The organism is Nostoc sp., from assembly GCF_036919555.1.
Taxonomy (GTDB): Bacteria; Cyanobacteriota; Cyanobacteriia; order Cyanobacteriales; family Nostocaceae; genus Nostoc.
The window spans coordinates 1-20,186 of sequence record NZ_JBALCS010000013.1 but is presented as its reverse complement, the minus strand read 5'-3'; the positions used below and the strand labels follow the sequence as shown (position 1 = coordinate 20,186).

Annotated in this window: 12 protein-coding genes; 4 read left to right on the top strand and 8 right to left on the bottom strand. The window is 43.3% G+C overall.

The genetic code is table 11. From position 1 onward, the window contains the following. The first annotated feature begins 400 nt into the window (after positions 1-400). From V7K36_RS05435 to V7K36_RS05425, 3 genes are read left to right on the top strand one after another with little or no spacing between them, the layout of a single operon-like run. Positions 401-1,099: a LabA-like NYN domain-containing protein gene (locus V7K36_RS05435; protein WP_334829168.1), complete on the top strand. Its 699-nt coding sequence runs from the start codon at positions 401-403 to the stop codon at positions 1,097-1,099. Next, positions 1,100-1,810, top strand: a complete 711-nt coding sequence (locus V7K36_RS05430) for a response regulator transcription factor (RefSeq protein ID WP_334829170.1) — start codon at positions 1,100-1,102, stop codon at positions 1,808-1,810. Between the two features lie 5 nt (positions 1,811-1,815). Next, positions 1,816-2,904: a sensor histidine kinase gene (locus tag V7K36_RS05425; RefSeq protein ID WP_335113834.1), complete on the top strand. Its 1,089-nt coding sequence runs from the start codon at positions 1,816-1,818 to the stop codon at positions 2,902-2,904. A 517-nt stretch (positions 2,905-3,421) separates the two neighbouring features. Here the strand turns inward: V7K36_RS05425 and V7K36_RS05420 are convergent. From V7K36_RS05420 to V7K36_RS05390, 7 genes are all read right to left on the bottom strand, one after another. Beyond that, entirely contained in the window at positions 3,422-8,497 is a 5,076-nt protein-coding gene (locus tag V7K36_RS05420; RefSeq protein ID WP_335113832.1) for a PAS domain S-box protein, read from the bottom strand. 768 nt (positions 8,498-9,265) lie between these two features. Continuing rightward, positions 9,266-10,432 (bottom strand): 8-amino-7-oxononanoate synthase, encoded by a 1,167-nt coding sequence (gene bioF, locus V7K36_RS05415; protein WP_335113830.1) that lies wholly within the window; start codon positions 10,430-10,432, stop codon positions 9,266-9,268. A 79-nt stretch (positions 10,433-10,511) separates the two neighbouring features. Beyond that, positions 10,512-11,144 (bottom strand): Holliday junction branch migration protein RuvA, encoded by a 633-nt coding sequence (gene ruvA / locus V7K36_RS05410; RefSeq protein ID WP_335113828.1) that lies wholly within the window; start codon positions 11,142-11,144, stop codon positions 10,512-10,514. Then, positions 11,144-11,902, bottom strand: a complete 759-nt coding sequence (locus V7K36_RS05405) for a sucrose-phosphate phosphatase (protein WP_335113826.1) — start codon at positions 11,900-11,902, stop codon at positions 11,144-11,146. Before V7K36_RS05405 ends, ruvA begins: the two co-directional genes overlap by 1 nt. A gap of 903 nt (positions 11,903-12,805) precedes the next feature. Further along, positions 12,806-14,791, bottom strand: coding sequence for a TonB-dependent siderophore receptor (locus tag V7K36_RS05400; RefSeq protein WP_335113824.1), 1,986 nt, complete (start codon positions 14,789-14,791; stop codon positions 12,806-12,808). Positions 14,792-14,856: 65 nt separating this feature from the next. Beyond that, on the bottom strand, positions 14,857-15,438 hold the full coding sequence (locus tag V7K36_RS05395; protein ID WP_335113822.1) for an AMIN domain-containing protein: 582 nt from the start codon (positions 15,436-15,438) through the stop codon (positions 14,857-14,859). Positions 15,439-15,665: 227 nt separating this feature from the next. After that, positions 15,666-16,658, bottom strand: coding sequence for a helix-turn-helix transcriptional regulator (locus V7K36_RS05390; protein ID WP_335113820.1), 993 nt, complete (start codon positions 16,656-16,658; stop codon positions 15,666-15,668). A 118-nt stretch (positions 16,659-16,776) separates the two neighbouring features. Here V7K36_RS05390 and V7K36_RS05385 point away from each other — a divergent pair, with 118 nt between their 5' ends. After that, positions 16,777-17,484 (top strand): Uma2 family endonuclease, encoded by a 708-nt coding sequence (locus V7K36_RS05385; RefSeq protein ID WP_335113818.1) that lies wholly within the window; start codon positions 16,777-16,779, stop codon positions 17,482-17,484. A gap of 472 nt (positions 17,485-17,956) precedes the next feature. On the opposite strand, the gene V7K36_RS05380 is transcribed toward V7K36_RS05385, so the two are convergent. Next, on the bottom strand, positions 17,957-20,186 hold a 2,230-nt coding region (locus tag V7K36_RS05380; protein WP_335113817.1), incomplete at its 5' end, for a COR domain-containing protein.

Here is a 20,186-nt window from a genome sequence, read left to right as displayed (position 1 = left end):
CACGGGGCTTGCAAGAAAAAGATTTACCACCTTTGAAATGCAAGACTAAAACAGTATCTAGCTTACAGGTTCACAACCATTACTGAATTGCCTGGGCGTGGTAGCCCACAAAACGTTAAGAATGCTTCCCAAGTTTTTAACCTCTTAGGCAGTCAGTAGCGATGGGAAATATACACCTAGCAATAGGATTTATTGTAAATGTTTGTACCAGTAGTTGAGCAAAATAATCATCCCCTAATGCCAACTACTCCAAGTGGGGCTAAACGAATGTTGGATTAAGTCAGCTAAGGCTACACCATTTTTTAAAAAAGGAGTATTGAAAAGCGATTATAAATCAGCACAGACTATACTATAGACAATTTACTCAAAACTCTTTCCAGCTTTAAAATCAGAGGTATCAATGATTATAACTAATTTTAGCAAACAAAGAAATGAATTTAAGGAAACTAAAGTTCTCAAAGCTAAACCCCATTGGCAAGGGCAAAATTTGAGCGATGCTGCTGTCAAAGGTAAAGATACTAAGAAAATGCAAGATACTGCACCTGATAGTTCGATTTTCAATAGGTTTAATCGTGGTCGAGTTGCTATTTTTATTGATGGCTTAAGCCTATTTCATACAGCTTTGCAACTCGGCATAGAAATTGACTACGTTAAATTGCTTTGTCATTTAACCAACGGTTCAAGACTGTTGCGGGCTTTCTTCTATACTGGGGTTGATATCAGCAATGAAAAGCAACAGGGTTTTCTATTGTGGATGCGCCGTAATGGCTATCGTGTAGTGGCAAAAGAGCTACTTATGGCAGCAGAGAATTTCAAAAAATCAAATCTGAACGTAGAAATTGCTGTAGACATGATCACTTTAGCTCCTTATTATGATACTGCGGTTTTAGTCAGTGGGGATGGAGATTTAGCCTATGCTGTAAACGCTGTCAGTAGAATGGGAGTTCGAGTGGAAGTGGTCAGTCTGCAAACGTCCACTAGTGAAAGCTTGATTGATGTTGCTGACTGCTTCATTGACCTCGATAGTATTAAAGTACACATTCAAAAAGATTCTCATCTTGGCTATAGTTATCGCACGTCGTCAAATTCAAATCTTTAAATGGATATTTTAATAGTTGAAGATGAACCAGAAATTGCTCATTTGATCGAACTCTCTTTAGAAAAAGAAGGATTTTTTTGTCGCACTAGCCGCGATGGCATAAATGCTTTGCGGATGTTTCACGAGCAACCACCTGATTTAATCATTCTAGATTTAATGATTCCTGGTTTGGATGGCTTAGAAGTTTGTGCCAGAATTCGCCAGAAACCAGGTGCAAAAGATCCTTACATTTTGATGCTCACGGCTAAGGGTGAAGAAATTGATCGCGTGATTGGTCTGTCTACTGGTGCTGATGATTACATGGTCAAACCCTTTAGTCCCAGAGAGTTGGTAGCTAGGGTGCGGGCACTATTACGGCGTAGTCTCCGCCAAGGGGGACAAAATCAAGTCAATCGTACCCAACACTTTTTTGTCGATGTAGATCAGCGCACTGCCAGTCGTCAGCTGAATTCTCAGGAAGTTGAAATTTTGGACTTAACTACCCTAGAATTTAACTTGCTAACTACCTTTGTCAGCAATCCTGGTCGAGTTTGGAACCGCACTCAACTAATTGATAAACTTTGGGGAGATAACTTTTTTGGCGATGAACGAGTGGTGGATACTCATGTAGCTCGGTTGCGAAAAAAGATTGAGCCTGATCCGGCAAATCCTACTTTTATTAAAACTGTTGTTGGGGTTGGCTATAAATTTGAAGATCCTCCGATAGCGTAAATATTATGAAGATGGGGCTGAGAACGCGCCTATTTTTTTCCCACTTAGTAGTAATGCTCGTGGGGGTAGCTAGTCTGGTAAGCATCAGCAAAATCTCTTCTCCCCGCTTGTTTGTCTTGCATTTGGAGCGATTAGAAAATCAGGGATTCGACTTAATCGATGTCCGTACTGAATTGGTTGCAGGATTTGAGCTTGCTTGGCAGCGAAGCACTATTTGGTCAGTCTTAGTCGGCACCACCGCCGCCGGAGGATTGAGTTACTGGGTGTCCATACGGATTATGCAGCGATTGACGGAGATGGAACAAATCACTCAAAAATTTGCTGCTGGTCAGATGGATGCCCGACTACCTGTGTCTGACATTCCAGAACTCAGTGGACTGAGTGCTAGTTTCAACCGGATGGCAGCTAGTTTAGAAGGGGTTGAAGCGCGGCGGCGAGAAGTGATTGGAGACATGACCCATGAACTACGAACACCGTTAACAGTTGTGCGCGGTTACTTGGAAGAACTGGCTGATGGACAAATTGAAGCGTCTCCTGAAATCTATCGGCGTTTAGCTAGAGAAACTAGGCGTTTAGAGCGGTTAGTGAACGATTTACAAGAACTGTCTAAAGCAGAAGCTGGTTATCTACCAATTAATATCCAACGGGTAAATGTGCGTCCGTTGTTAGAATCATTAGTGGAGAAATTTACCGACCAACTCTTAGAAGATGGGCCAGTTCTGCTCTTACAATGTCCATCTGTGCTACCTCCTGTATTGGCAGATATTGACCGCACAGAACAGGTATTGGTTAATTTGTTAGGTAATGCAGTGCGTTATACTCATGAAGGTTTAATTTGCATTCATGCTGGAATTGAAGCATCTCAACTCTGGATTGCGGTTATGGATACAGGTATTGGGATCGCTCCAGAAAATTTGCCTCATGTGTTTGAACGCTTCTGGCGAGCTGACCAATCGCGCGATCGCCATTCGGGAGGCACTGGTATTGGCTTAACTATTTCCCGTCGTTTAATTGAACTACAAGGCGGTCAGATTCAGGTAGAAAGTGAATTGGGAGCTGGTAGTACTTTTCGGTTTTTCCTGCCTTTAGCTTGAGTTGAGTCAAACAATTTTGGATTTTAGATTTTGGATTTTGCTGAAGCAGCGCGGCGCAATCTTGGGGGTTTCCCCCATGAGTGACTGCACCAAGCCGAAGGGATTGATTCTCGCGTTTAAATCCGCTTGGTCTGTACCATCAAGGAATCATTGGTCAAAACCTTTGAGATACAAGGGATTGACATAAGCTAGTCACGGCTGTGTCATACGCAATTGCTAATTTGAAAGTATCCGAAATCTTATTTTTTTGATGGATGTCGAGATTTTGGAAATGCATAGAGTATAATATTATGTCTACTTTTATTCTGGCTGTTTTTTTGGTAGGTTTACTCAGTCTTTCGGGTTACGCTGCGATCGCCTACCTGTTCCCTCGAAATCGTTCTCAAGACTGAGCAAACAACAATTCAAAATAAATACAGCCGATGCGTTTCATGAATTTGGAATGGGTGGTTTATTTACGCCGTGTTGTATTAGGGGGTTAGGTTTCGCGTTGGTTTTTCTGACGTGAAAAGTCAGATCAAAGTTGATTGTGCTGAATGAGATTAACGATCGCTGTAGCTAATTCCCCAGGATCGACGGGTTTAGGTAGGTGTTTTTGAAATCCTGCGGCCATTGCTTGGTTGTAGTTAATTTCTCCAGCATAAGCAGTCAAAGCGATCGCGGGAATTTGTCCACCTTGCTCTGGCGGTAATTTTCTCACCTCGCGCAGCAACATATACCCATCCATCAAGGGCATTCCAATATCGCTTAACAGAATATCTGGCTTTGATTGAGCTAATGTTTCCAGCGCTTCGGTTGCTGATTCAACTGCCGTTACAGTCGCTCCATATTGTTCCAGTGCAAAGCTAAAAAACTCTCGCACATCAGGTTGATCGTCCACAAGCAGAATTTGCACTCCAGCAAGTAATGTCTCCTCAGTGGTGAGTTCTGGTTCAGAAGCCTCATCACTGCTGACTCGCAACTCAGAATTTTTGAGTAAAGGTAGCCTGACTGTAAAAGTAGCTCCTTGTTCTTCTCCCAGACTCTCTGCCTGAACTGTACCACCGTGAAGTTCTACTAGATGACGCACAATTGCTAATCCTAATCCCAGTCCGCCAAATACTCTGGTTGTCTTGGCATCTGCTTGTCGGAAGTAATCAAATACGTAGGGCAAAAATTCCGGGCTGATTCCCTTACCTGTATCAATCACCTGAATTTGGACATCTAATCCAACTTGCTCTAGACGCACTTCTACATGTCCTTCTGTGGGTGTGAATTTAACGGCATTGGAGAGGAGATTCCACATCACTTGTTGCAAGCGATCGCTATCGCCGAGAACTTTGCCGATATGATTACTCAGTACCGTTTTTATTTCAATTGATTTAGCTTCTGCTGCTAAACGCACCGTTTCTAGTGCAGATGCGATCGCTACTTTCAAATCCACTGCATACAGATTTAACCTGACTTTACCTTGTAAAATTCGGGAAACATCAAGTAAATCTCCAATCAGTTGAGTTTGTAACTTTGCATTCCGCTCGATTGTTTCCAAAGCCCGGATTCTAGTGGCTTCGTCAAATTTGCGAGTTCTGAGTAACTTTGCCCACCCTAAAATCGGATTCAGGGGAGTTCTGAGTTCATGGGAAAGGACAGCGAGGAATTCATCTTTAATCCGGTTGGCTGTCTCGGCTTGTGCCCTGGCAGTCTTTTCGGCTTCGTAAAGTTGAGCGCGGGCGATCGCTTGTCCAGACTGTTGCCCAATTGTCAATATAAATCCCCGGTCTTCTTCGTTAAATATTTGGGCAGTGGCAAAGCTTAATCCCAGTGCCCCAATTACTTTGCCTTCTGCTATCAAGGGAATGGAAGCCCAGGCATTATTCCCTGTAAGAGTCACAACATCTGCTAAGTTCGGATATTTAGCAATCATGGCTGCTAAATTTTCTAAAAAAATCGGCTGCCTAGTTCTGACTGTTTCCGCTATTTGGTTAGGTGCAGTGATCGGAAAATCTGCCCAACTATCTATGAGCGATTGCGGATAGCCAATTGCTTGCACAATTTTCAGGGTAGTACCTCCGGCGAGTAAGACAACAGAACCAGCAGTGGCTGACAAGGCGGCAATTCCTTGGTTCACCACTACATCAGCCACTTGTTGGGGAGTTAGCGCTTCCGAGAGGGCAGCAGTTATTCTTTGTAAAAGTACTGTGCGATTGACAGACCGTTCAGCCGCCTGTTTTGCTTGTTGAGTTTCCTGGTAAAGTCTGGCGTTGTCGATGGCTGTCGCCGCCCGACGAGCAATATCCTCTGCTAAAGCCAAGTCTGTTTGTTGGTAGTAGCGACCTGACTCGGCTGTAAAAAAAGAGATTGCTCCAAACAATTGCCCACGGGAACGAACTGGAATCACCATTAGAGAATGAATACCCAGACTTTGCAGCAATTGCAGATGTTCGTCGTCTTGAGCCATCTGCACAAGATGAGATTCAGATAATTCGGGATAAAAGACAGATATTCCCAACTGTAGCTGCTGCATCAGCTGTTTGGCTCTGCTTTTGGGTCGATAACGCCGTCGAATTTCGTCTAAAGTATTTAGTTTTGTGGGATCGGCAATTGCGATCGCAATTTGTTTACTTGACCAATCTGCCTGGAAAACATCTACAATACACCAGTCAGCTAGGGTAGGAACTGCTAGATGTGCCACACTTTCCAAGGTGATTTCATAATTCAATGAGGCAGCTAATAAGGTGCTAGCTTCGACTAAAAAGTTTTGTGTGGCTTCAACTCGTTTGCGTTCACTAATATCTTCAATAATGCCTAATGCATACTTTGCAAGTCCCTTAGCATCCCAAACTGCTGATGATGTTAGGTTTACCCAAACTATAGAACCATCTTTGCGGATGTAGCGCTTTTCCAAAGAATAACCACTAATTTCTTTTGCCAAAACTCGCCGAGCATTCTCCCAATCAACTTCTAAGTCCTCAGGGTGGGTAATTTCCTGAAAGTTGATCTCGATTAACTCTTCATAGCTGTATCCAGTAATCTCACATAGGGCAGGATTAACCTGAATAAATCGTCCATTCAAGGCTATTAAACTAATGCCGACAGTTGCCTGATTGAACATTGCCCGAAACCTTTCTTCGCTTTCCCGCAAGGCAACTTCTGTTTGCTTTGCTGCTGTCACATCTGCCAAAATAATTCCAATTCCTACCGTTTCACCCATTGCGTTGTTGACTGGGTAATAGTTGCCCAGCCAGTAGCCGTAACGCTTGGGTTGTCCCCTTGTCTCACCGCTAATTTCCATATTTACTAGGGGTTCTCCAGTATCCAACACGCGCTGAAACTGCCGCTCAAACTCAGCCGCCATTTTTGGCAACACTTCCCCAAATTTGCGTCCGAGATGCTCTTCTATGGTCAAACCATTAATATCAGCGAAAACTTGATTAATTCGGATATATCGGAGTTCCCGATCCAAAAAGCATACACCAACAGGAGCAGCTCCTAGTAGCGCATCTAGAAGAGATAGAGATTCGGCATAATGGACAAAAGCCTGCTGGATATCTCGATAAAGTTGGGCATTTTCCACTGCTAAGGCAGCATGATGGGTAATATCTGTTGCTAAAGTTAAGTCAGAGTGATCGTAGCGACGCTCTGATTCTGCTGTGGCAAAGGTGATGCAGCCGAGTATTTGTTGGTGTGCGATTAAAGGCACAATCATCAAAGACTTGATCCCGATTTGCCGAATTAGTTCTAAGTGTTCGTGATTCTGAGTAGTCGCCACCAATAGCGAGTCAGATACTTCTGAAATTAATTCTGGTTGCCTAGTTTGCAGTACCTTAGCGATGCCGAAGGCGGGCAAAGCCAACGCATTTGCACCCTTGGGATCTGGGATATACTGTTCAAGTTTACGCGCCAAGTCCCCTTTGGATGGGTCTGCATGGGCAATGGGTAGGCGGCGAATGGAACCATCTTCATTTAAAATGTCAACGCTACACCAATCAGCTAGCTGGGGAACTGATATTTTAGCGATCTGTTGTAAAGTTTGTTCATAATCTAACGAACTAGAGAGTAAACTACTAATTTGGGCGATATATCCGAGTCTTTCCTCAGCCTGCTTGCGCTCAGTAATATCTAGGATCAAAAAAGCTCCTCGATCTACAGTCCCTTCAAAATGGCTAGCACCTGCCAAAATCGGCAAGCGTGAGCCGTCTTTACGGATATATTTCTTTTCATAGGGGGTGCAAAAGGGGCTGTCTTGAAATTGAGTCAGTGCTTGCTCATCAAGTGGCAGATATTCTGTAGGAGTCAAGTTTTGCCAGTTAAGTTTTCCAGAAACTAATTCTTCACGAGAATAACCCACCATATTCAGCAAGGTATCGTTAGCATCTGTGATGCTGCCGTCTCTATCCCAAAAGCCAATACCAATCATATTTGACTCAACCACGCTGCGAAACTTCGCTTCGCTTTTCCGCAGTGCTTGCTCAGTTTGTTTCAGTTGCGTAATATCAATTGAACTAATGCCCACTCCCAATAACTGCCCATCCGTTAAACACACCGGATAATAGCTGACAAGACCATAACGATAGACCCCAGGCGGATAGGTTTCACCGCTAACTTCCTGGTTAAGCAAGGGCTGCCTAGTTTTCATCACTTGCTCAAATATAGGCTCGATTTGCTCTGCCCATTCCGGTAGTACTTCCCTAATGGTGCGGCCAATATGTTGACTTTGCAGTACACCGTTGATAACGGCAAGGGCTTCATTAGCATGAATGTAGCGCAGTTCAGTATCGAGAAAAGCTAGCCCCACTGGTGAACTAGTAAGCCAAGCATTGAGTAACGCCAGGGATTTGTCTTTTTGCCTAATAGCTTGCTGGAGTTCCTGATGCAACGTGGCTTTTTCGAGTTCTACCTGCTTGCGCTCGGTAATATTCACAGCCGCACAAGTAACACCTTGAATGCTATTGTCTGCATTTTTTAGCGGTTCAACCAGCAAATCATAGTAACGGTCTTCTCCAGAAATTGTTAGATAAACCTCTTCACGGGTTGAAACACCAGTCTCTAGTGTCTTCAGCTTAATTGCCCTCAATTGTTCTGCTACTAAAACTGGAAATATTTCATCATCTGACTTACCTAACATTTCCTCAGTAGTATCTAGACCTTGAGGATTATGAATCCACTGATATCGCAAATCACGATCCTGCTGAAAAACCACGATATCTGAACTACTTAACGCTAATCGAAATCGCTCCTCACTAACTCTCAGCTTTTGGAGATTTTCATCAGCGCCTCTTTTAGCAGTCTTTAATGCATCACATAGGATACTAAAGAGCAATCCTTGTAATGCAAACAATCCAATTCGCACAAAATTGGATAAGTCAAAACTCAGATCATAAGCTGTGGGGAGAAAGAAGTAATCGCTCAGTAACGCAGACAAGCCGGTTGCTAACAGCCCTGACTTCAAACCACCATACCAAGCACTCACCATTACAGCGCTAAAAAACAGCAGAAAAGGAGTTCCATTCATGCTTAAGCAGGGGTCTAGTATCAACATTAGCACTAATGCAAGTGCGACAATTAATACAACAATGCCATAACGCAGTAATTGGGAATAATTAATATAGGGCATGAAATGTCTTGGAAGAAGCAATACTTATTGCAGAGGCTCTACATACCCTAAGCTAGTTTGTAAATTTTAGTAACTTATCCACAGATAGATTTTTCTTTAGTTTTAAAAACTCCTTTTGTTAGAAGCCAATTTCTCAACAATGTACTATGAAAGGTAAAAAATTATGGTTAATTTTATATACAGCAATCCTGTTTAATTTGTAAAAATTGAAAGCCACAAATCCGCAACTTGAAGGAACTGGTGCGGGAATTCCATTCGTTAGGTCTAAGGATATTTTTACAAAAGTGAGTGAGATGCACCCTTGCTATCAGTAAGTGGGTAAGAATAAATCAAACTATATTACGCGATATAAAATTAATTAAATTGGTTCGTAGTAATCATCTCCAGTCATATTTTCCGGGCTAAAGCCTTTACTAGAAACCTTTAATATTGACGCCCACTTACTTATACCATTTCACGATAACCTTGATACACATAGATTTCTCGTAGGGGCATGGCATTGCCATGCCTTTACCAACCTATTTGTATCATTATTAAAGTGAAATGGTATTACAGCTATTTTCAGGTAAATAGACCACGCAGTAAGGGCACAGCAATGCTGTGCCCCTACGACAGATGTGGTTCAAATACTTGAATTATGCTGTAATACATACAGTTTTGCGTAAAATCGTGGCAATTGAGGGTTGAAATTTAAACGTTACCGCAGAGTAAGATCACTCAGAGAATCTACTACAAATTAATAAAATGCTCTACTTGGAAACTCACGAATTAACAGATATCTTTCAGCACTGCTACCAATTTTTCAATATGTGCTGCTTCATGAGTTGCCATTAAAGATATTCTGATCCGACTTGTGGGGACTGTGGGGGGACGAATTGCTGGAGCAAAAATGCCAGCATCTCTTAGCTGTTTTCCAGCTTTAAGGGCATCTGTGGCACTGGACAATTGAAAACATAATATGGCTGATTCCGATCGCAGCAATTTTAGATTAGGTAACTGTTGTTGCAGTAAATTTTTCAAGTAATGTATATTTTCCCACAATTGGGCACGGCGTTGCGGTTCTTGTTGCACTATCTTGATTGCTGCTAAGGCTGCCGCCGTATCAGCAGGTGAAAGCCCAGTGGTGTAAATCCAAGTGGGTGCGCGGTTCCGCAAAAAGTCAATTAGGGCGCTACTTCCCGCCACATACCCGCCTAAACTACCCAAAGCTTTACTCAAGGTACCAATTTGAATTAACTGCTTTCCCGTACATCCAAAATGTTCGACACATCCCGCGCCAGTTTTTCCTAGCACCCCAGTGGCATGAGCTTCATCAACTAGCAGCATACAGCTAAATTTATCAGTGAGATCCAACAGTGCGGGTATTGGACATAAATCGCCATCCATGCTGAAGACGCTATCAGTCAGAATCAAACAGCGTCGGTAGTTTTGGCGCTGTTGACTCAACTGGGTTTTTAATACTGCAAGATCACAGTGCGGATATTCCACAACTGCTGCACCACTGAGAATCGCCCCATTTTTCAGACTGGAATGATTGTACTGGTCAGAGAAAATTAAATCACGCTTGCCAACCAGAGCGGTAATTGTACCCAAATTGGCTAGATACCCGGAACTAAATACCAAGGCATCTTCTGTTTGTTTGGTAGATGCGATCGCCTGTTCTAACTCACTGTGTAATTCTCGATGCCCACTGAGTAATCTAGAACCAGTACTACCAGTGCCAAACTCTTTGATCGCTGCGATCGCGGCTGCGATTAAGCGCTGATCCCCTGCAAGTCCCAAATAATCATTACTGGCAAAATTAATTACCTCTTGTCCAGCTAAAACCACAGTTGCACCCGGAAGACTGTGGATTGTTTGTACTGAACGATACCAATCTGCTTGATGAATTGTTGCTAAGGACTGTTCTAGCCAAGCATAAGGGTCAGTGGGCATGGGGGGAGTGGGGAGTAGAGAGGCAGGGGAGGCAGGGGAGGCAAGGGAAGAATAACAAAGGACTAATGACTAATGACTATTAAACTTGTTCGCTGCTGAGATGAGCGATCGCTTGTTTAATCCAATCTTCCACGTAGGCATCTTTGGGTAGTCCGATATCTTCACTCACCACATGCAGGGCGTGACTTACCTCATGGGCAGTATATCCCAAGGCGAAGAGGGTCATTTGCACCTCTTCGAGAATTCCTGGTGCTGGGCCACCTGTGGCGACGAAGAACCCGGCTGATTTGCGCCACTCGACTAATTTGCTTTTCAGTTCCAAACAGATGCGTTCGGCGATTTTCTTGCCGACACCGGGAGCCTGAATTAAGATTTGGGTATTGCCAGCGATAATTGCTTGGACTAAATCTGGTAGTTCCAGAGTGTCCAATAGTGCGATCGCTAAGGCTGCACCAATACCGGTGACAGTCAGCAACTGGCGAAATAAATCTCGTTCGGCTGGCGAAGCAAAGCCATATAGTAACGGCACTTCTTCCCGAATTTGGAAATGGGTAAAAATTTGTGCCACTCCTCCCGACTCTGGTAACTGGTTTGCTAGGCGTTGGGGAACCTGCAAATCATACCCCAAGCCATTCACTTCCAAAGTCAGAATCACGCGATTAGCGCCAATTGTTTGGATACCAGCGACTATACCTTTTAGATAACTAATCATTACAAGAGGCCAAAATATTTTAATCCTTCGATAATTCCACCTGCACAAAAACCTTTTGCCAGGTAGCGGTGGTCAGAGGGATACTCATCGTGCCATTGGAGTAACTCTTTTCGGGCATTCCCCACAATGATTCCCCGTTCGTTGCCTACAGCAAATAAAGCAATATCATTACCTGAATCACCACAGACAACTGTTTGTTCTGCTGCAAATTTCCACTTTTGGCGCAAAAACTGCATTGCCTGACCTTTATCGCTGCTATGGGGTACAATGTCAAGGTCAATATCGCTACTGTAGATTAACTTTACATTTAATTTAAATTTCTGCAACTCCGCTTCAAGTTGTGGGAGAACATTTGCAGATGCTTCTTGTTGTAGGAAAAAACTCACTTTGAAGGGACGCTGTTCTGAATCTGGTTGCTGAACTAACTTAGAATATTTTTCAGTAATAGATAATACAGTTTCCCGTTCCCATCCCGGAGAGAGGATTTCTGACCAATCTGAGTCTGGAGTATCAGTACCATCAAGGTAAATTTCAGTACCCACAGAGAGGACAAGAGCATCGGGTTGCAAAAGATTTTTTTGAGCTTGGAGTTCTTTGTAAAGTACAGGCGATCGCCCAGTAGAATAAACAATTTTCGTACCGTATTCTTGGCGATGTCTCTTCAGCAGTTGATTTAGTTCTGGTAAAGCGCTGTCATCGCCCACCGTGCGATACACGAGAGTGTCATCCAAGTCAGTTACAAAAAGAAATTTAGCCATAACCACCTCTTTTGCCAGTTTTACCATCAAAAAGTTTATGTCCTTTTTGCACTTATTTAGCAACGCCCCACAACTGCTCATCAATTGATCTGCTCAGTCCTGGCGCTGTAATGCGTCCAGTGAAACACAAAAAAACTCACCCTGTAAGCTTCAGGATGGGCTTTTATTTGGATAGAACTGAATTTTTTGTTCCTACTATAATTTCATTACAATGATTGTTGCAATGACTTAAGCATTGCTTATAAATGAAAGAGCATTTATTGCAAAGTATGAAGTATGTGCTGCAATTAGTTATAGATTTACTACAAATGCTTAAGCATTACTTATAGTTTAAAGAGCATTTGTTGCAAAGTATAAAGCATTTGCTGCAATTAGTTATACATTTCCTGCAACCGCTTAAGCATTACTTATAGTTTAAAGAGCATTTGTTGCAAAATATGAAGCATTTTTGACAATTAGTTATACATTTCCTGCAAACGCTTAAACATTACTTATCAAAGTTTAAGCATTTGCTGCAAACGCTCAAACTTTGACAATTAGTATTTGAATTTGAGCGATGTCTACGACGGGCTACGCCTAAGCTATTTGGCTCATAGTTGGTAATGATGGCTTGAGAAACTGAATGTGAAGCGATTTCCTACAGCACTCTAGCAAACATGACAAAACTTTTAACGTATTCAGAAGGCGTATGAGTAATATCGATAAACAGTGGGAGAAGTTAAAGGATGTTTGAAAAGTATTGGGCGAATAGAATTCGCGACTACACAAACTCTCGTCCACCTCCGTGGACTAAGAGAAGATTTAGGCTACTGTTTTTGACCTCCTCTAAATATAGCCCTCACGCCGAAGTCTAAAATCCAAAATTGATTGACCCCGCCATTCCCTTACTTTCCCCACAGATTATTAAAACTCCCACGAAATCGTGCCCTGCACGGTGAACGGCTCGCCAGGATAAACACGCAAAATGCTCCTAGCAGACTCAAAATAATCCACATCAAACAGATTTCTGAAGTTAAGCTGTGCGCCAAGCTGTCCTTGTTTATAGAAAATAGCAGCATCAGTACGGAAATAGCTCGGCAACTGAAAGCTATTCTCTAAATCTGCTTGCCGTTCGCCTATATAGAATAATCCCAAACCAAAGCCGAGTCCTTTGAGACTACCAGATTGAATTTCATACTTCGTCCACAAATTGAAACTATTTTTTGGGACATTGTTGAGATAATTACCTGGTGTGTAAGTATTGTCTTTGGTGATTGTGGCATCCGTGTAAGCATAACCTGCAATCACATTCAAACCGGGTAAGATTTCACCCCCAATGTTGAATTCGATACCCCGACTGCGCTGCTCACCTGTTTGAATCGAAAAATCTTGATGATTTGGGTCTTCAGTCAAGACATTGGAGCGAGTCAGATTATAGAAAGCAAGTGTTGTAGAAATTCTCTCATTCAAATCTGCCTTAACCCCGACTTCATACTGCGTGGCACGTTCTGGTTCAAAAAGGCTGCCATCAAAGCTAGTTCCAATCGATGGGGTAAAGGAACGACTGTAGCTGGCATAGAGTGAAATTGGCTGGATTGGTTGGTAGACAATACCGAAACGAGGGCTAAACGCGTCTCCTGACTGGCTGCTTTCGGTGTTTGCTACCAAATCTCCATCCGTCTCTTTAAAGGCATCAAACCGTACACCCAACAGCAACTTCAGATTCTCACTCAGCGCGATCTGATCTTGGACATAAATACCAAGTGCCTCTGTTAGATAGGACTGTTTTACAGGACTCAAGTTTTCACCAGAGGGTTGGGTATACACTGGGTTAAACAGGTCAATGGGGAATGTACCATCCTTATCAGTATCGGAAGATTTAGTATCATTTCTACTCAGGTCAAATCCAAACACCAACTGATGCTGGATGGAGCCAGTTGAGAATTTGCCAATGATGTCTGTTGCCAGATTGTAAGCCTCGGTATCAAAGATTGTTACACCAAATCCTCGATTTAGTGTTCGGTTATCAGGGTTGAGACTAGTAAAAAAGTAACTGCCGGTTTCAAAATGATAAAGCTCTGCTCGAAAAGCGTTTTTTAATGACCAGTTGTCGCTGAATTTGTGTTCTAAGGTGTATCCAATTCTACCAATGTCTTCATGAACATAATTGTCACTCCTGTTAGGTCCACTCGTGTTAAGGTTGCGTGGTATTTTCCCATTTGGGTTAGGTAGTACAGTGCCGACGGCTGGTAGCGACAATCGATTGGTGTCTGCATCTATATACTCTCCTTCCAGAGTTAGTTTTGTTCGCTCACCAATTGCAAAACTAAAAACTGGGGCAATGAGTAGATTTTTATCATGAGCAAAATCGATAACACTGCCTGCATCTTTATAAGACACATTCAGTCGATACAGCCCTGTTTTGTCATCGTTTAAAGGCCCAGACAGGTCTATAGCGCCCCGATAATAGCTGTAACTTCCAACAGTTGCTTCAAGGGCATAGTAAGGAGTGGCGAGGGGCTGCTTGGTAATCAAGTTGACTGTGCCACCAGGACTACCATTACCAAACAAAGCTGAAGCCGGACCCTTGAGGACTTCCACTCGCTCTATATTGGAGAGTTCCAGTGAGCGTCCACCCAAAGGATCTGCCAGACCATTCCTGAGCGGATTCGCAAACTCAAAGCCCCGAATGGTAAATGAACTTTCTTCGCTATTCCCAGGTGATCCAAATACTGTAGTCACACCGGGAACATTTCTCAAAGCATCGTTCAAGCGGGTGACTTGTTGGTCGCGGAGTACCTGTTGGGGTACAACTTGAATTGATTGCGGGATGTCGCGCAAGGGTGTATCGGTTTTGGTGGCAGTGGTCGCATCTGGTACACTGTATCCATCTTGTTCCCCTGTCACCACTAGTTCAATTGGCTGACCATCCGGCGCTGATGGTTGCTTCGGCTGAGTTTGGTTTGTTGGCTGCTCTACTTGACTTGAGGTGTTGGTTGAATTGGTGGCTGCTGTGCAGTAGATGCAGCAGTTGTCAACCCGAAAATCAAACCTTCATCACTGTCAAATAACTCGACTGTCGGTGAGCTTGGCTCACCTATGACTGTCACCCGGATAGTATTGGCATCAAAGTTATTGACTGTTATTTCAGTAATTCCCGTAAGTGGTTTTTCGGAACGGAATGTAAATGCCTCGCCTGATGGTAAGCGCAGCTGGGCATTAGGAATATCAGCAATAAAACTATTACCAGCACTGCGATTCGTAATTTGTAACTGCTGACCTTTGGTAGTTTGTAGAATCACTTCCACACCTTTGGCGGTAGGATTTGCCTTCACTGCCGTCACTTCCACGACTTCACTTGAAGGTGTTGACGATTGAGAAAACAACTCGCTAACATTGGTGGCTGGGCGTTCAATCTCGCTCAATCGCTTAATTCTTGTAATTACTGTTTGTTCATTCTGTTTCACTTCTGCCCGTACAGATTCTGCCATCAACAAAGGCAGAAAACTTATTACTAACCATAGCGAAGTATTAGACAACGATCGCTGAATTTTCAAAATTATTCCTCACACTCCACCGAACCAACTCTGATTAAATTAGGACTTACGCACTGAAAATCACCCCTAACCGTTCTTGACAAGGGAGGAACTTCTAAAGCCTCTTTGTCAAGGGGGTTGGGGGATCTGAATCCGTAAGTCCTATAAATGACAACAGTTATTAATAAGACTGGAGTGTATCTTATAGAGACAATAGGTGTCATGTCTAGCCACAAAAAACCGCCACATCATCGCCTAACCGACTTTTTGCCCAACATACACTCGCTGGGTGTGATCCCAAATTGGCGTTTAAATGCAGCAGCAAAGTGAACAGGATTTGTGTAGCCCAGTAAATTAGCGACTTCTTTTATAGTGCGATCATCGCTTTGCTGTAACCATTGCTGTGCTAGCTCCATACGTTTTTTGGTCAGGTAGCCCAAGACCGTTGTGTTAAATAATTCTCTAAAACCACGCAGGAGAGTGCGATCGCTCACCCCCACCATTTGCGCCAATTCTAGTATCGATGGCGGATTCTCTAGACGAGAGAGCAAAATTTCCTTAGCCTGATGAATGCAAGCGATCGTTGTATTCTTTAATCTTGGTGATGGTTGCACTCCAGCTTGTTCAGCTAAGAAGGGGGCAAGTTGCAACGCCATTAACTCTAGCACCTTCGCCTGTAAATACAAACGCTTCGCCATCCCGTGGTAAGGACAGTTGACTATTTGCTGTGCCACTCTCTGTATTGCTGTTGTGGTTTTTGGATAGAGCAATGTCTGCCACTCGTTACCTTTTGCCAAAAAACGTAGTTGCGGTGAAATTTCTCCGTCTCCTGTCGGGAAAAAGGTTGCCAACAACTCAGGAGGCATACTAAAGCCAATATCCACATGCGTTTGAGAATCCAAAAAAGTCATCTTTCGTTGAATGCCGCCACCTGAAATGAGTGTGTATCCTTCTCCTAATTGCCCTCCAAATTCATCTGTTATTTTTCCTGAAAGACAGACAGCAAATTCCAAAGGGTGAACGCATTCACAGCTTGGTTCCAGTATCTCATCGTAGTATTCGTAGTTACCAATCCCCAGCCACACTTGGGGATGCACTTCTATGCTTCGCGTATATCCTTTACCCAGTTGCCTGGGTATTTGACAATAGGATTCATAAGGCTCTGATAAGTTTTGCTGGCTGTTTTGTTTAGCTTCTGCCCAAAGTTCTCTTTCCTGTTGCGGCGTTAGGGTAATAGTCATAGTTAGCGACTAGTAAATGGTCGGAATTAATGCTAATTATTTTCAATAATTTTACTGCTATTTATCCCGAACTCAGGTTACGATACAATCAATTCAACCACCTCTACCGCCTGCTTTCGTGGTCAACACGTCTGGACAACATCCGACTCCAAACAATTCTCCGTCCTACATTCCGCCTCTTGAGAGTGGCGATCTCCTCACTCGTCCAGAGTTTGAGCGTCGCTACAATGCCATGCCGAATGTCAAGAAAGCCGAATTGATTGAAGGAGTCGTTTACGTGACATCACCTTTGCGCTTTGAAGCCCACGCCGAAACACATGGTAATTTGATGATTTGGCTGGGAAATTATAAAGTAGCTACGCCCGGTGTCAGACTGGGCGATAATCCAACTGTGCGGCTGGATTTAGATAACGAACCCCAGCCTGATGCCATTTTATTAATCGATGCAGCCTATGGCAGATTGTTTTATTTAGGTGCTGATGGTTACGTGGAAGATGCGCCAGAATTAGTAGCAGAAGTTGCCGCCAGCAGTGCTAGCAAAGATTTGCATGAGAAAAAACGCGCCTATCGCCGTAATGGCATTCAGGAATATATTGTTTGGCAGGTTTTTGAAAGTACTGTTAGTTGGTTCAGCTTACAGGATGGTGAATATGTGGCATTGATACCAAATACGTCAGGAATAATTGAAAGTCAAGTGTTTCCAGGATTGTGGCTTGATGTCTCAGCATTAGTTGTGGTAAATATGCAACAGGTGTTGGCAGTATTGCACAAAGGACTAACTTCAGTTGAACATCAAGCGTTTACTCAGCAGTTGAACAATAGCTGATTTACAATACCTTTGCCAAATCAAAAAATGCCTTGATTCGTAGGTTGGGTTGTGTTATTTCGGAGAACCCATTTGTTATTTCGGGGAACCCATTTGTTATTTCGGGGAACCCATTTGTTATTTCGGGGAACCCATTTGTTATTTCGGCGAGCGCTAGTTCAATTCTCATCAAATCAAAGGCGGGCATCATTTCAAGCTATGCGATCGCCTTAGAGGTTGTTTGAAAAGTGGTATGTTGTGATTTTAATCGAATTATTACCCCCCTTAATCCCCCCTTATAAAGGGGGGAAATAAGAAAATCCGGTTCCCTCCCCTTTATAAGGGGAGGGTTAGGGTGGGGTAAAAAATATCTGATACATCAATCATGACTTTTCAAACATCCTCTAAAAGTTATTGATGAATAGCGATCGCTTATTTGTTCTTTAATAGCTGTAAAACTTGAATTTGCGATCGCCCCTGGAGTTAGCAAAGTCTATTTAGCAGAGGGAAGCTTTAGTTCTATGCCTAATTTGCTCCCTATTTCCAGAACATTCTTTGTAAAATCTGTCATACTTGCGATCGGGGCAGCGACTACAGTAGCAGCAGTTAGTAAAGCTAGTAGACGGATTTGGAATTTGCGTAAATTGCGTTCTTTTTCTGGCTTTTGAACTTCTACTTCTACATCATCAATATCAATGATGATACCTTCGCGGTCATCTGGTGGGAATTGGGCGGCAGTTTGGCGCAGGTTGCCGATCAGTTGCAGAATTTCGCTGATGTTTGCGCCGCTTGTTTGGTTGAAGTTAGAGGCTTGCTGTCTGGCGTTGTCTTTGACTTCCTTGGCAAAGTTACCGATGTTTGCGCCTTGAAAGTTGTTTGTGTTTTCTGTCATAGGTTTATATTCTCCTTGCTGGTTATTATTGTAAATCTGGTTGACAATTGTAAAGCGATCGCTTTCTGGTATTTTTTGACGCGATTCTAGTGATTCATAGCCATCTAAAAGTTGACGGATATTAATGTTTATGTTGAGTTTACCAATTGGATATTCAACAACGCGCATTCTCTCAAGTCCGAGAAGTTCTTGGTAGTCAAGGGGCGGATCATTGGGGTGATTGGGGACGGGAACCCATTCGGTGATTTCGAGATTGGGAAGACTTTTGTGGATTTTTTGGAACACATCGCGGAGAATGCCGAGACATAAGCGGCGGGTTTCTTTACGTCTGCTAATGGTGATGAAGATTTTTTTGTCTTCGGGATCGGCTTTGATCCGAGCGATGTTGTAGATTTCGTTGTTTTCTTGATAGGCAAGCATTACGCCACTGCGCCAATAGATTTGGTTATGAATTTTTTCGTGGGTGATGACAATGAAGCGGGAGATGATGCTTTCGGGGAGAACTTTGTAATGGTATTGAAATTCCAGGGTTCGGTCGTCGAGTTCTGTTTCGTCTGGTTGGTCTTTAGGCAAAAGTCCCGCAATCAGGAATTGTGGTGGCTCACATTCTAGTTCAAAGCCAAGCTCGAATTCCTTCATTAGTTCGATCAGATATTTGTGACGCTTGGTGGGGTAGCGCTCTGGATTGAGGATGCGGGTGAGATCGTCGGGGGTGAAAATGCCTTTGGTTTTAGTTTTGAGGTTTTCATCGCTCAGGAGCGCGTAAATACCTTCTGTCACCCAGTTGGGTTTGAGGACGTTGGTATCTTTGAGGATGGGATGATCGCGGAAGTTGAGAACTAAGCCAAGTCGATGCAGCAAGTCGATTAGTTGCTCTTGGTTTTGTTCTTCGGGAATCTCTTTTTGGTGGCAGATGCCGATGTAGCGATTGTAGCTGATGAAGTCTTCAGTCATGGATTCGAGTTGTTGTTTAACCTCAAACCATGTCAAGGGTAGAAGGCCGTAGACTTCTTTGAGGTTGCCAACTTCCTGCAAAATAGCGGTGCGAAGTTCATCAATGCCGATATTGTTTTGGCAGGAGGTTTCGATAATCGCTTGGATGTTAGGATATTTTTCGCGTAACGCCTTGAGATTGATGTCGAGGGGTTGTTCGTCTTTTTTGTTGCCAACGATAATCACGGGGGACTTTCCCCCGAAGCTTTCGATTAGTTTCAGCCAATATTCGATGCGGTTTTCTTCTTCGCTGGTGCGACAATTACAAACGAGGAGATAGAGGCTGCGCTTAGTCAGAAAAAACTGATGGGTGGCATGATAAATTTCCTGTCCGCCAAAGTCCCAAACATTCAGGCGGATGTCTTTGCTATTGACCTGCACGTTCCAAGTTTCTACATTGAGTCCGTCGGTTTGGGGTTGATTTTTATCATATTTATTGTGGATTAGTCGCTCAATGAGGGATGTTTTACCGACGCTGCCTTGTCCGATGAGTAAGAGTTTGGCTTCGTTGAGTGGACGCACTTCACCGCTACGGAGTAATCGCAAGTAATTGAAAATGTCTTTAACTGAACCAACATTATCAGAAGATCCTAAAATCTCTGGTGAAATAGGAAGCGGATTTCCCCGTAAATCTAGTGTTTCCAATTCCAGCAAACTTTCGATCGCCTCTGGAATCTGGGTTATTTGGTTTCCATCGAGGATAAGCTCCCTCAGATTGGTTAAATTAGCGATCGCCTCTGGAATCTGGGTTATTTGGTTGCTACTGAGGTGAAGCTCCCTCAGATTGGTTAAATTAGCGATCGCCTCTGGAATCTGGGTTATTTGGTTGCTACTGAGG

What these genes read in the sequence shown, in the direction of transcription:
- V7K36_RS05435 (WP_334829168.1), top strand. Translation starts at nt 401, where the DNA reads ATGATTATAACTAATTTTAGCAAACAAAGAAATGAATTTAAGGAAACT.
- V7K36_RS05430 (WP_334829170.1), top strand. Translation starts at nt 1,100, where the DNA reads ATGGATATTTTAATAGTTGAAGATGAACCAGAAATTGCTCATTTGATC.
- V7K36_RS05425 (WP_335113834.1), top strand. Translation starts at nt 1,816, where the DNA reads ATGAAGATGGGGCTGAGAACGCGCCTATTTTTTTCCCACTTAGTAGTA.
- V7K36_RS05420 (WP_335113832.1), bottom strand. Translation starts at nt 8,497, where the DNA reads ATGCCCTATATTAATTATTCCCAATTACTGCGTTATGGCATTGTTGTA.
- bioF (WP_335113830.1), bottom strand. Translation starts at nt 10,432, where the DNA reads ATGCCCACTGACCCTTATGCTTGGCTAGAACAGTCCTTAGCAACAATT.
- ruvA (WP_335113828.1), bottom strand. Translation starts at nt 11,144, where the DNA reads ATGATTAGTTATCTAAAAGGTATAGTCGCTGGTATCCAAACAATTGGC.
- V7K36_RS05405 (WP_335113826.1), bottom strand. Translation starts at nt 11,902, where the DNA reads ATGGCTAAATTTCTTTTTGTAACTGACTTGGATGACACTCTCGTGTAT.
- V7K36_RS05390 (WP_335113820.1), bottom strand. Translation starts at nt 16,658, where the DNA reads ATGACTATTACCCTAACGCCGCAACAGGAAAGAGAACTTTGGGCAGAA.